The following is a 12580-nucleotide window of genomic DNA, read 5'->3' on the forward strand; positions in this document are numbered from 1 at the left end:
AGATGGCGCCAGTCATGCTTGCATCGGCATCTGCCGGGTATCGAATTGATGTCCAGCTTACCGGGCAGCATCACGAATCGATGTCCGAGCTGGCCAATGATCTTGGTGTCGGACATTACTTCCCCAGCGAAGATCTTCAGTTTGAACGGTCTACTGTATTCAAGCTAGTGACCTGGTTTCCCCGCGCGCTCATGAATTGCCGAAAACGACTGAAGGCTGTTTCCGGCAATGGGCGTGCCCTTGTGCTCGTTCACGGCGATACAGCTTCTACCTTCCTTGGAGCTCTGGCTGCACGGTCGCTTGGCTTGCCGGTAGTGCACATAGAAAGCGGGTTGAGCTCCGGCGCCTTATTCGACCCGTTCCCGGAGGAGCTATTGCGTCGGCTGGTGTTCCGCTTGACCACGATTGCCTTTTGCCCGGATCAGTTAGCGTTTGATCGAATGAAAAAATACTCGGGCCTACAGGTACATAATTCAGGTGGAAATACGATTGCTGATGCGCTGTTGTTAGCAATGACCAACCGAAAATCGGAGGATGAACTAGCTGAAGTTGTGGTTTCGATCCATAGGTTCGAAAATATTCGCAACCGCGACAGGTTGGCTCGAATAGTTGGTGAGGTGTTCAAGATCGCGGATGGAAAGTCAGTTTCTTTCGTCCTCCACCCCGCTACGTTGACTAAGCTCCGCGACTTCGGTCTCTACGACAAACTGGATTCGCATCGCAGCATTTCGCTCGTGCCGCGTATGTCCTATTCGAGGTTCATCGGTTTGGCGTCGGCTGCAGAGGTGGTAATCACGGACGGTGGTTCCAACCAAGAAGAATTCGCGTTGCTCGGCATCCCCACGTTGATCTTGCGGGAACGCAGTGAGCGCCCCGACGGGCTGGGTGCGAACGCAATGCTTGAGCATGGGTTCGGTGCCGGTGGGCTGGCTGCTTTTGTGCTTGAAGGAAAAGCCGCAATGCTCAGAAAACCTGCTGTTCTGAAATGCAACGATGGAGTGTCGGGAAGGATCGTTGCGATGCTAAGCGGCTACTCTATAGACGATGATGGGGCTGCGAGGGCAGGAAAATGAAACGCAGCTTGGCTATTGTCGTGAATCACTTTCCGGGAGAAGGGCGGCTTTCCGGCCTTGTTTCCTTTGCAAAGGCATTGGTGCCGGCTCTAGCGGGCCTGCGCGAGGTTACGGTCTATAGCGGTTCGCGTGATAAAGCCACGTTCGAGTGCGCCGACCAGGTATGTTGCGTGCGCGTGCATCCGTTTTTTTGGTTCAGGGTTTGGCGCGAGCTGCGAGGCGACACTGAAGACATACTTATTTTGTCGGGTATTCATTCGCCGCTTATGTTGATGGCGGTGACATGGCTGATGCGCTTTGGCGGAATACGCAACAAACGCGTTGTTTACGTTCAGGCGGTCACTCTTGATCGGCAACTTGCTGTCCGCGAAGCAAGATTCCTTGTTAGATCGATGTCCAAGGTGGCTTTTTTGAATCCGTTTGAGGCGCGAAGGGCGGCAGCGGTCCTAGCAGGGGCTGTGTATTTGAAGTCTGGTATTGATGCCGGGATGCTGGGGAACCGGTCAGAAAAGAAAGTGGGCGCGCCGATGCGTATCGGTTTCTTCGGCCATCTGAATGAGGTAAAGGGAGCTGATCGCTTGCCCTCGATCCTGGGGCAGATTGGAGCATCTAACTGGGATTGCGTGATTGCCGGTTCCGGTCAACTCAGTACCCATCTTGACTCTTGGGTCGCGGCTCATGGCACGCCGGTGCAGCTGTTTGGTTACCTGAAGGATCCGTTCGAGTTGCTCCGGTCGTGCGACTTGTTAGTCGCACCTTTCAGGCAAAGCAATACCGTTCTCGGCATTTCCCAAGTCGTGCTGGAGGCGCTGGCACTTGGCATACCTGTTGTCGGCAGCAATGTCGAAGCTATCTCAGCAGTAATAGTGGACGGTTCCAACGGCCTGCTGTGTGATAGTGATGAACAGATCGCCGACGCCCTGGGACAGTTGATCGTCGATGAGGAGATGCGCAATGTGCTTTCGGCGGGCGCCCGGGAAACGGCAAGTCAGTACTCGATACAGCAAACGGCCTTGGAAATCATCGGCATCCTAGAGGCTGCCCCCGCAGGAAATGCAGTATGAGCATCGAACCAACCAAGCGTTATTACGACAAGTTCTCGCAAACCTATAGCGACGAACGGCGTGGTGGATATTTCGGCTTCATCAACCAGTTGGAGGCGTCGCTGCTGGTTGGGAAGGTCGAGGGCAAGCGTGTCCTTGAGTTGGGTTGCGGCACCGGGCTGATGCTGGACCTAGTGGAAGCCTACCAGCCGGCAGCCCTCACCGGTGTTGATCTTTCTTTGGGGATGTTGTCGATAGCCGCGCGCCCGGGGAGGGAGGTGGTGTGTGGCTCGGCCATGCAGCTTCCCTTCCAGGACTCGAGTTTCGAGGTGGTCTATAGCTACAAAGTGTTGTCGCATGTGCCCGACCTCGACTTGGCTATAGCCGAAGTCATGCGCGTATTGACCAAGGAAGGGGTGGCCTACTTGGAGCTGTACAACCCGCTGAGCCTGAAAGGAGTGTGGGACAAGCTCCGGGGAGCTTCGCGCAAGGTGTTCATCAAGCACTACATGGTTGCGGACGTACGTCGCGCTGCACCACTTGGGGTGGAGGTCAGGCTGTTCGCCGGCGTTCGTATCTTCGGCCCTACTGCCGGAAGCTACACAGGCATGCTGGGTCGTTTCTTCCGTTGGGCCGATCGCGCCGCGATGCGGGGGCCGTTCAAGTGGCTGGGTGGCTATCAGGTCTATCAGATCCAGCGAATCGTACGATGACGCTGCGGCAAGCCCGTAGTCTGCTTTCCTGGGCGACCGCTTTGGGATTTGTCGTCTGGGCTGTGCACTTGCTTAATACCCAATCGACTCAGCTGCCCCAGCTTTCATTTGGCTACGCGAACACGACGACTGTATTCCTGTCTACGTTGGCAGTGATTGCCGTCAACGGGGCTATCGCGGAGCAAGCCGCACGGCGTACCGGGAGGTCATTGGCGGCTGCGTTGTGGGTGTCGATCGGATTCGCATCGATCATGTTGAATTATTTCCTGCCGTTAAAGGCGGGATCGCTTTTCAGGTTGACCGCTTATGTGCGGCTCGCCGGCCAGGACATGCTGCAGCTCGCCGCCTCGCTGCTGATGTCAACTCTATTGATCCAAGCGGTATTTGCAGCCCTCTTAGTGGCGGCGCTGATAGCCAGCCAGGGTGCGGCAGGCCCAGCGATTTGGGCTTTAGTGCTGGCGGCGACGGCGGTGATCGCGATTTTACTGGTTGTGCGTTCGGGCGTGGGTAAGTGGCCTTTCCTAGGGCGCCTGCGAGCCGGCATCGTGGCCTGGGTCAATGCTGGGCCCGGTCCGTTCTTCGTGCTGGTGTTGCTTGCGCTACTCCTGCTGGGATTCACCGTGCTCCGGTATTGGGCGGTGGGGCGCATGATCGGATTGCCGTTGGAGTTGGGAGTGCTGACTATCATTGCCTGTGTCAGTTCGCTGTCGGCGTTGATCGGGGTAACTTTCGGTGGGCTAGGAGTTCGCGAAGCGGCGATCATCATCGCCGCGCATCTGAGTGGCATGCAGGATACGGACGCATTGGCGTTCGCCTTGTTAGACCGCGTGTTGGTGTCAGCCATCATCCTTCCCTTCGGAATGCTCTGCATACGCTATGTAAGGGCAAGTTGAATGGGGCGGAAGTGATCAATTACGATCTTTCAGTAGGCTGTTTATCCAAAGAAAGACCGGAATTCTGGAACTACGACCCAATTAAAATGCGCGGACTTAGCCGACTCAGGAAGATTCACTTTTTGTCCCTCGCTTATCTTCGGCATTAGGTCTCGGAAGCACCATCGTAAGTTCCGTCCGGCTTCTGGCAAGTGTCATTCAAGCCCGTTCAATTACTCGTTCAAATGCGTGGTTGGTAGCGCCCGATCGTAGCTGCCTTGCATCGGATCAGCTTCATCAAAGTGATCCGATACCGTATTGGCCGTCCGCCCTAGGTCGAGGCCGAGTTCTTCCGCGCGTTGCCGGGCGATTCCGGCCTGCCGGGCGTGGCCTTGCTCCGTGAGCACGCGGACTATCTGGGCGGCATAGTCCGGGGAGTCGATGCTGCGCTCCACCGCAAGGGCAAACACCTTGTCCGCCAGCGCCTGATCCCCCACTTGGTTCAGCACGTAGTCGCCAAATTGCGCATAGCTGTACGGCGGTAAGGTGGCCCGCGAAAACATCGTGATGAACGCCTCTATCAGGCGGTCGTCATCCAGTTCGGCTCCCTTGATGCGGTTACCGAGCAGGGCGAACATGGCCCGCGTGGTTTCGGGCGTGATGGGCCGGTCGCGTAGTTTGCGAAGCAGCTCATCCCACCGCGCGTCCTCAGCCGGCTTCCCAGCGGAGGCAGCCATCAGGATCAAGGCCTGGTCGCCGAGGATCGACGCGTGCGGCAGTGCGGATTCACGCTCGAACTGCTGCTGGGCGAAGCTGAAGAACGGTGACGTGCTGGACCCATCAGCCATTTCGTAATACACCACGCCAAGCTCGTGCGCCGCTCGTGCGGATTGCGGATTGGCACCGGCCAGGTCGGTTGATAACAGCAGTTTTTCGCCCCAGGTTGCCGAGCGGAGCATGCCCAGCACGCCGATGCCGACGACCAGGACGGCGACCGCAGCGTATTTGATCGCGGGGCCATCGCGCACCGGCAAGCGACGGACAAGCTCGGCGATTGCCAGCAACACGCCCAGCAGGGCGAAGTAATTGCGATGCTCAAACACGAGTTCCAGAGAGATCACGTTGCTGGTGAGTGCGTGGGCGAAAAGGAACCAGAACACGCCGAGGGCGAAAAGCGGCGCCTTGCGTCGCAGGAACCATGCCGCCGAGAGCAAGGCCAGCGCCAGCAGACCTCCCAGTAAGGTGCTAATCGGAGCAAGCAGGGAAGTGGAGGGGGCGAAGTCGTCGTAATAGAAGGGCATGCTGCCGGGCAATGGCAGCAGGATCTGTCCCAAGTACATGGGCAGGATCCGTAGCTGGCTCAATACGCGTTCAAGAGCGTTGAAATTGCGGGCAGAATAAGCATCCATTGAGGCGAAATGCGGGATAGCCCACAGCACGAACAACAACAGTGCGGCGGACGTGGCGACGACATATGCCCGGCGCCAACCACTCTCGGTGGCGGGGCTATGCGCGGAGAATCCGAGCACCGTCAACTCCAGCGCGAGCGTGTAGGCGGGCAGCAGCACCGCGGTTTCCTTGCTGGCCAGCCCCAACGCCACAAGCGGCAGGCAGGCGATCAGCCACGGCCAGCCGCGAAGGCCATGTACCTGTTGCCGACGGCCACGCAGGTAGGAGATCAAGGCCAGCAACACGAAGGTGAGTGACAGGGTTTCCATGCGCTGCACCACGTACAGCACGGTCGATACCTGCAATGGGTGAACCGCCCAGGCCAGTGCCAGCGCGAATGCGGCCCAGAGGCAATGGCGTTTGGCGACGCGGGCCAACGAAAGTATCCGGAGGCAGAGCACCGCGACCAGTAAAGTATTGATCAAATGCACGACAAGGCCAGTGAGCTTGTAGGCCCAAGGATCCAGTCCGCTGATCGCGTGGTTAATGGCAAAACTCGCCATAGCAAGTGGGCGGCTGCCCCCACCGCCTTCAAAGCTAAAAGCGGCGTCCCATATCGCGGAAGGTACGAGGCTGGTTGCGTGCAAGCGGGGGTTATGAACTATCGAAGGGAAGTCATCGAATATGAACGGGCCGCTTAATCCCGACCAATAGACCAATCCAATTATGATAACCAACGATATGCATAAGGCCGCAGCCTGCGACCAACGGAGTTCCATCATCGCGAGGATCCTTTTTTGTGTGGCCAGAGTCGGCACCAAACCATTGGTAATTGGTGGGCCAGAACCGAGATGAAATGGTTGCGTCTACGCTGCATTCCCTATTATCCGAACGATTGCGAGAATTTCGATGCTCTTTCCAGCTATTATCGGACTGCCTCGCAAGGCGCGGCGGGTAAAGCCAGTTGTGTTCGGGTATATGACTCAGTGCGCAGCGCGCGATAGAGCGAGCGGTTCAGTTGTTGCGAGAATGGCGCGGATTGCCGTTTTCGACCATGATCTCAATCAAGGTAAATCCTTTATTGGGTGCGCATAAGTGGCGTCATGGCCTTAATAGTTGCAGGTACGCGCCAGGGTTGCTATCGGAGACCTGTCGAAAGAATGGAAATAATAAACCCCGCCGAAGCGGGGTTTATTTGTTTCACTTACTTGGCGTGAAAGAAAAAAGACGCCTCGCAATCAACTGTTTCTTTCGACTGTCTTACAGGGTGCAGTTGTTCGGGCGGTGATTCGCTTCCAGATCTGCAGATACGGTACACGGCCACTGACCGCTCGCGGTTCGGGTCAGCGTAATGGTTTCGCCGACGACGTTCGGATTGCCCTTCAGGGTGCAGATGATGGACTGACCCTCAGCGTCGGTCCAAGGCGCGGCGCCCACGGTGATGGCGCAACGCGGTGTACTGGCGGAAAGACCAAGGTCAAGAGCAGTCGCGGTGCCAGTGTGAGTGCCCGATTGAATCCCTTCTTCGAACGCCGTCACACCACCGCGAATATCGGCGAGTCCAGCGGTTGACTGAGACTTGGCGATGTAGTTCTGATAAGCCGGCAGCGCAATCGCGGCCAGGATGGCGATGATCGCCACAACGATCATCAGTTCGATGAGGGTGAAGCCTTGCTGGTTGTTCTTCATGGTGTTTCCCCTAGGAGTGATGGTTACTTCACGTACCTGCAGGTCCGGCTGTTCCGGTCCGTCGGCGTTGCCGTGCGTGCTGCACGTGCAGGGAAGAGTACGCATGAGCCGTGCCAAGTACAGTGTTATGGGCGTTTTGCTGGTGCCAAGACGCGAAACTGAATGCCGGGTCACGTTTGGATGGGGCATGTGTGTTGGCAGGGTGACGCGGAAGGTCGGTTTGGCTGCTGGCTGAGTGACGGTTTGCGTCACATTGGGGGGTGGGCAGCCAATGCGCTCTGGAGCTCACGGCAACGCCAGTCCCACGCGCGGGACGATCCATCCCTGCTTGTACCCCTTTATAGCCCGGGCCGGAGCCCCATTTTTTGTCCTGCAGCGACGGCAGTCCAGGCATTCCGCCGGGGCCCGTCGCACGGACAACTCGCCGCTCCCTCCCCCTTGCCGCGATGTCCGGATGCAGGAGCTACCAGCACCATGAACAAGACCAACATCCTGTCCCGTACTCTTTTGGCCGCCGTGATCGGCGCCGCCGCCTTCGGCGCGCAGGCCACCGAGCAGCCCGGTTTCTATGCCGGCGTCGGTGCCGGCCAGTCCATCGTCGACGAAGGCATCCTGGATGACGAGGACACCGCGTTCTCGGTATTCGGTGGTTACCAGGTCAACCGCTATTTCGGTGTTGAGGCCGGCTACGCCGACTTCGGCAAGATCGAGCCCCGCGGCGTGGCCGGTAACGTCGAGGCCGACACGGCCTACCTGACCGCCGTCGGCACGCTGCCATTTACCGAGAGCTTCTCCGGGTACGCCAAGGCCGGCGTCCATGTCTGGGACGCCGAGGCGCGTATCCCGGGAGTGATCGGCGCGAGCGATGACGGTACCGATCCGACTTACGGCCTCGGCCTGCAGTACCGCTTCACCGACGCTGTCGCCCTGCGCGGCGAGTACAGCCGGTTCGAGATGGACGATATCGACGTCGACCTAGCCCAGGTGCAGCTGCGGTTTGACTTCTAGGGAGTCTGCGAACCGTTTCTGAGGGAGCGAGGATCCAGCGACTTCGGGCCTTTGAGAGCCGAAGGCGCTGGGTCCCCGCTTTGCCAATGAGCGCAAGGCCGACCTGGCTGATGAGGCGGCGCTGAATAACGCACTTGGCCTGCGGCTGATCTCGTTTCGTCCTTCAGGGCGTCGTTTGTTGATGGACATCCCCGGCTTCCGGCTGCACCCGCTCAAAGGGCAAATGCGCGGACGCTGGTCTATATCGGTCAATGGCAATTGGCGGCTGACGTTTGAGTTCCAAGATGGGAACGCTTACGTCCTGGACTATGAGGACTATCACTAATGGCGATGTACAACCCTCCCCATCCGGGTGAATTCATCACTGACATCTACCTTGAGCCCAATGGCATCAGCGGCCGTCAACTCGCGGAAAAGTTGGATGTAGCTGCGTCCACTCTCAGCCGTATTCTCAAGGGCACTAGCCGGGTCACCCCGGAGATGGCGCTCCGGCTTTCCAAGGCGGTTGGTCGTTCTCCTGAGAGTTGGCTTGCCATGCAGGACGCCCATGATTTGTGGGGGGCACGGCAGCACGTCAACCTGCAGCGGGTTAGCAAGCTCAAACTGGCGACGGTCTAACAATTATGTCCTCGGGTGCGAATAAAGGATTGGGGTTGGTGCTTGCGTTGCGGCAGTAGCGAGCGCTTCACGATGGCAGTCTGGGCGGCCACCGCCGGGCGCCATGGACGATGTTGAGGATGTGAACCTCGCCACTCGCCCCACCCCGAAACGGCACCTGCCCGGCCTTCACCGTGAAGTTGCCCGAGCAGGCAAAGGTGATGTCGCCGCCTTCCAGGATGATCTGTGTCTGACCCGCCTGCAGGACGATCTTCTGCTTCGCCAACACGTCGATGCGCTCGTCGGTGGCGGTGATGGTGACGGACTGGTCGGCCAGCAGTTCCAGTGGGCCGGCGTGGGCTTGCAGAGTCAGTGGGCCGTTGGCGGCGATCGCCTTGATCGGGCCGTGCTGGGCGAACAGGGCGACGTGGCCGCCGCTGACGCCGGCAAAGGTGTGGCCGGCCGCCATATGAGCGTCTTGTTGGCTGGTCAGGTGGGTGTTGCCGCCGGCGTAGGCCAGGGCGCTGTTGGGCGTGGTCAGGGCGATGGCGTCGGGCGATTCGGCCAGTAGCAGCGGCGTCGCGAACTTCTCGACTGCGTCGCCGCCGTCACGGGCGCTGGCGCTTGGTTTGGTGGCGCTTTGGCCATTGACGCTGGCCGGATGCTTGCCGTCCTGCTTGGGGTCCAGCGCGGTGATCAGGTCGGTCTGGGCGGGGTTGGCGGCCAGCGCGGCGACTTCGCTGCTTTGGGCGGCGTCGCTCAGGGCTTGCGCGGTGCGTTCGGCACCCTTGAGTTGGGCCAGCGTCTCGACCGTGTCCAATTGGGTCGAGGTGGCATTGGTTTTCGCCGTGGTCGACAACAACACACCCTGGCCGGCGCGCAGGTTGGCCCAGCCGAGGGTAGCCAGGTCGAAGCCCTGTCCACGAAGCTTGCCGCGGCGGGCGTTGCCGGGGTCGATCAGGTAGCCCAGCTCCAGCCGGCTATCGGCGAGGCTGGTGTGCAGGCGCTGGCGCAGTTGGCCGCTGGCATCGTCCATCAGCCATTGCTGGGTGCCGCTGCCGTCGAGTGATTGGCTGTGCAGGCCGCTGAGGGTGCCGGGATGGTTGCTGGCATCGGCCAGGGCGAACGGTGGGGGAATCGCACCGTTGTAGAGCTGGCCGACGACGACGGGCTGGTCGATGTCGCCATGCAGGAACTCGACCAGCACCTCGCTGCCGATACGCGGCAGGGCGTGGCTGCCCCAGTTGGGGCCGGCCTGCCATTCCGATACCCGCACCCAGGTGCCGCTGCTGTGGTCGCCGGGGGCGTGGCCGTCGGGATGGGTGTTGGAGCCGGTCTCGGTGAGGCCGCCGCGGTTGGGGGCGACGCCGCGTTGCCACGGGAACTGGACGCGGACCTGGTGATCGCGGGTGGGGGTGATGCTGGCATCGGGCAGGCCGACCACGTGGGCGGTCTGCAGGCCATGCACGGTCGGTCGGGGCCGCGAGACCGGAACGATGGGAGTGTCGGCTGTGACCGCCAGGAAGCGGTTGCGGTAGCTGCCGCGCTCCAGGTCGCCGCTGCCGGTGAACGCGCTATCGAGCAGGGCGACGATGCCGCTGCCCAGGTTGTTGGCGGCGATGTGCTCGATCACCAGCGGGAGGAAGCGCTGGTCGGATAGGCCGGGATGCTGGGACAGGGTGAAGGCGAACCCCGGCGCCAGTCCGCGACCGCTGCCGCTGCCCGCATGCAGGCGCTGCGGCAGGCGCAAGGCATCAAGTTGCAGCGCGGCGGCGAGGTTGGCATGAGTGCGCGCGGCAAAACGGCCGGCGCGCGGGACGGTGTAGACCTCGCGGGTCGGCAGGTTCGGGCCGGCCGGGTTGGTGGTCAGGCTGGCTGCGGTGGCTTCGACCTGCTCGGCTTGCCAGCTGGCGGTGGTAAAGGCGTTGGCGGTGGCCTGGCGCTGCTCGGTGAAGAGGTTGATCGCGTCCCGCGACTCGGCAGCATCGCTGCGGTGGAAGCGCAGCGTGGCCGGGGTGGCGGTAGGGGGTTCGGCGTCGCGGTCGAAAATCACCAGGGTGTGGGTGGTGACCGGGTCGGAGTCGCCGGCTTCGCGCGCGCCTGGGTGTGACGGTTGGTGACCAGTGGCCGGCGCTGGGCCGGGGTGTTCAAAGCGCCAGGCGAGACCGGCTTCGGCCAGCAGGCGGAATACGAAGGCGTGGTCGGTCTCGCGGTACTGGGTGGTGGTGGGGTAGCGCGCCAGTGACTGGGTGGCGTCGACCCGGAAGGCGGCTTGCGGATAGTCGGCGAGAACCCGTTCGACCACGCCCAGCGCGTCCAGGTTCTGGAACACCAGTGCGTTGCGGCGAAGTTTCAGGAACGCGGTCCACGGCTCCATCGTCAGCCGATAGCGGGCCAGGCCGCCGTCGCTGCCCAGCGGCGCCACCCGGGTGCAGTAGCCGTGCCAATGGCGGTGTGACCCGTCGGCCTGCCGCAAACGTAGCGCCAGGGGTTGCCCAATCAGTGCCTTGGCGTCCAGGAACGCCGACATCGACAGACAATCGATATTGAAGGTGAAGTCGTCGCAGACCGATTCGCGGCCGTCGAAACGCTCGACCACCAGCGCCGGCGGTGAGGCAGCAGCCCCGGACCGGCCGCCTACGGACGTATCGATCTCGATCAGGCGGGTGTCTTGCGACAGCAGCGTCGACCATTGCCGGGCGGTTGCTGCGAGTGACTGGATATCCGTATCCATGGTTTCCATCCTTGGTTCAGTCGATGCCGAGCTTCTTCAGCTTGTAGCGCAATGCGCGGAAGGTGATGCCCAGCGCGGCGGCGGTACGGGTCTTGTTGTAGCGGTTTTCCTGCAGGGCGTGATTGATCGCGGCGCGCTCGATCTCCTCGATATACGAGGGCAGGGCGCTGGTTGCGGTATCGCGTGGATCGATGGTGCGCGGGTCGATGCCGGCCGCTGCCGCGGCGGTCTGCGGGGCCTGCGGGTGGGAGATGCCAGGGTGCTGGGGGCTGCCGGGCGGGTTGCTGAAGCCGGAGCGTTGCGGCAGCGACAGGTCAGCGGCGGTCAGGCGGCCGCCATCGGTCAACGCCATGGCGCGCTCGAGGATGTTCTCCAGCTCACGCACGTTGCCGGGGAAATGGTATTGCCCCAGCGCAGCCACGGCGTCGGCGCTCAGGCTCGGCGTTTGGCAGCCCAGGTCGGCGGACAGGCGCTGGAGGATCTTGGCTGACAGGCCGGGCAGGTCCTCCAGTCGTCCGCGCAGCGGTGGCACGTGCAGCTCGATGACGTTGATGCGGTAGTACAGGTCCTGGCGGAAGCGGCCATCGGCCACCATGCGCGCCAGGTCCTTGTGGGTGGCCGACAGGATGCGCACGTCGACTGGAATCTCGGCGTTGGCACCGACCGGCTTGATCGACTTTTCCTGGATCGCGCGCAGCAGTTTGACCTGCATCGACAGCGGCAACTCGGCGACCTCGTCCAGGAACAAGGTGCCGCCGTCGGCGCTCTGGAACAGGCCCGGCTTGTCGGCGTGGGCGCCGGTAAAGCTGCCCTTCTTGTGGCCGAAGAACTCGCTTTCCATCAGCTCCGAAGGGATCGCGCCGCAGTTGACCGGCACGAACGGGTTGGCACCGCGGCCCCCTTCGGAATGGATGGTGCGGGCCACCAGCTCCTTGCCGACGCCGGACTCGCCGGCGATATAGACCGGGGCCTGGCTGCGGGCGACCTTGGTGATGGTATGGCGCAGGCTGACCATCGCTGGCGACTCGCCGTACAGGCGGGTGGCGACGGCTTCCGGGTTGTGGACGGGAGCCGGTTTGTCCTTCAGTTCCAGGGCGTGGCGGACCAGGTCGCGCAACACCGACAATTCCACCGGCTTGGCGACGAAGTCGAACGCGCCGGCCTTGAGCGCCTCCACGGCCGAGTCGACGTTGCCGAATGCGGTGATCATCGCGACCGGGGTGTCGGGGTGCTTGTGGGCGATCTCGGCAACCAGGTCCAGGCCCGAGCCATCCGGCAACCGCATGTCGGTCAGGCACAGGTCGTACTGGTTGCGTGCCAGCTGGGCCCGGGCGTCAGACAGGCTGGATGCGGTGTCGCACCGCAGGCCCATCCGTCCCAGAGTCATGACCAGCAACTCGCGGATGTCGCGCTCGTCGTCGATCACCAATGCGCTGCGGGTGTCTGTCATTGCTCCTCCGAT

At 61.5% G+C, this 12580-nt stretch carries 11 protein-coding genes and 1 pseudogene; 7 read left to right on the forward strand and 5 right to left on the reverse strand.

The window, feature by feature from the left end; genetic code table 11:
• Positions 1–14: 14 nt before the first annotated feature.
• The 4 genes from ACW7G0_RS01350 to ACW7G0_RS01365 are packed head-to-tail and all read left to right on the forward strand — an operon-like array spanning position 15 to position 3722.
• A complete protein-coding gene (locus ACW7G0_RS01350; protein ID WP_456987167.1) occupies positions 15–1073 on the forward strand; it encodes a UDP-N-acetylglucosamine 2-epimerase in 1059 nt (352 codons plus the stop codon).
• On the forward strand, positions 1070–2137 hold the full coding sequence (locus ACW7G0_RS01355; RefSeq protein WP_456987168.1) for a glycosyltransferase family 4 protein: 1068 nt from the start codon (positions 1070–1072) through the stop codon (positions 2135–2137). Before ACW7G0_RS01350 ends, ACW7G0_RS01355 begins: the two co-directional genes overlap by 4 nt.
• Complete coding sequence (locus tag ACW7G0_RS01360) at positions 2134–2829, forward strand: class I SAM-dependent methyltransferase (protein ID WP_456987169.1); 696 nt, start codon at positions 2134–2136, stop codon at positions 2827–2829. The genes ACW7G0_RS01355 and ACW7G0_RS01360 overlap by 4 nt, the downstream gene beginning before the upstream one ends.
• Entirely contained in the window at positions 2826–3722 is an 897-nt protein-coding gene (locus ACW7G0_RS01365) for a lysylphosphatidylglycerol synthase domain-containing protein (protein ID WP_456987171.1), read from the forward strand. Before ACW7G0_RS01360 ends, ACW7G0_RS01365 begins: the two co-directional genes overlap by 4 nt.
• 212 nt (positions 3723–3934) lie before the next feature.
• Here ACW7G0_RS01365 and ACW7G0_RS01370 read toward each other — a convergent pair whose 3' ends face one another.
• The 3 genes and pseudogenes from ACW7G0_RS01370 to ACW7G0_RS01380 all read right to left on the reverse strand — a co-directional run bounded on the left by ACW7G0_RS01370 (position 3935) and on the right by ACW7G0_RS01380 (position 6779).
• Positions 3935–5653, reverse strand: a complete 1719-nt coding sequence (locus ACW7G0_RS01370) for a hypothetical protein (RefSeq protein WP_456987172.1) — start codon at positions 5651–5653, stop codon at positions 3935–3937.
• A gap of 451 nt (positions 5654–6104) precedes the next feature.
• Positions 6105–6170 (reverse strand): annotated as a pseudogene (locus ACW7G0_RS01375) (prepilin-type N-terminal cleavage/methylation domain-containing protein); the annotation flags it as partial.
• A gap of 180 nt (positions 6171–6350) precedes the next feature.
• Positions 6351–6779 (reverse strand): pilin, encoded by a 429-nt coding sequence (locus ACW7G0_RS01380; protein WP_456987173.1) that lies wholly within the window; start codon positions 6777–6779, stop codon positions 6351–6353.
• A gap of 474 nt (positions 6780–7253) precedes the next feature.
• Here ACW7G0_RS01380 and ACW7G0_RS01385 point away from each other — a divergent pair, with 474 nt between their 5' ends.
• From ACW7G0_RS01385 to ACW7G0_RS01395, 3 genes are all read left to right on the forward strand, one after another.
• Complete coding sequence (locus ACW7G0_RS01385; RefSeq protein WP_456987174.1) at positions 7254–7787, forward strand: outer membrane beta-barrel protein; 534 nt, start codon at positions 7254–7256, stop codon at positions 7785–7787.
• 181 nt (positions 7788–7968) lie between these two features.
• Positions 7969–8112: a type II toxin-antitoxin system RelE/ParE family toxin gene (locus ACW7G0_RS01390; RefSeq protein ID WP_456987175.1), complete on the forward strand. Its 144-nt coding sequence runs from the start codon at positions 7969–7971 to the stop codon at positions 8110–8112.
• Entirely contained in the window at positions 8112–8405 is a 294-nt protein-coding gene (locus ACW7G0_RS01395) for a HigA family addiction module antitoxin (RefSeq protein WP_456987177.1), read from the forward strand. Before ACW7G0_RS01390 ends, ACW7G0_RS01395 begins: the two co-directional genes overlap by 1 nt.
• Before the next feature lie 67 nt (positions 8406–8472).
• Here ACW7G0_RS01395 and ACW7G0_RS01400 read toward each other — a convergent pair whose 3' ends face one another.
• Together ACW7G0_RS01400 and ACW7G0_RS01405 are read right to left on the reverse strand one after the other, a co-directional pair.
• Positions 8473–11118, reverse strand: coding sequence for a type VI secretion system Vgr family protein (locus ACW7G0_RS01400; protein ID WP_456987178.1), 2646 nt, complete (start codon positions 11116–11118; stop codon positions 8473–8475).
• Positions 11119–11134: 16 nt separating this feature from the next.
• Entirely contained in the window at positions 11135–12568 is a 1434-nt protein-coding gene (locus ACW7G0_RS01405; RefSeq protein WP_456987179.1) for a sigma-54-dependent transcriptional regulator, read from the reverse strand.
• Between the last annotated feature and the right edge of the window lie 12 nt (positions 12569–12580).

The organism is Lysobacter sp. A286, from assembly GCF_054052105.1.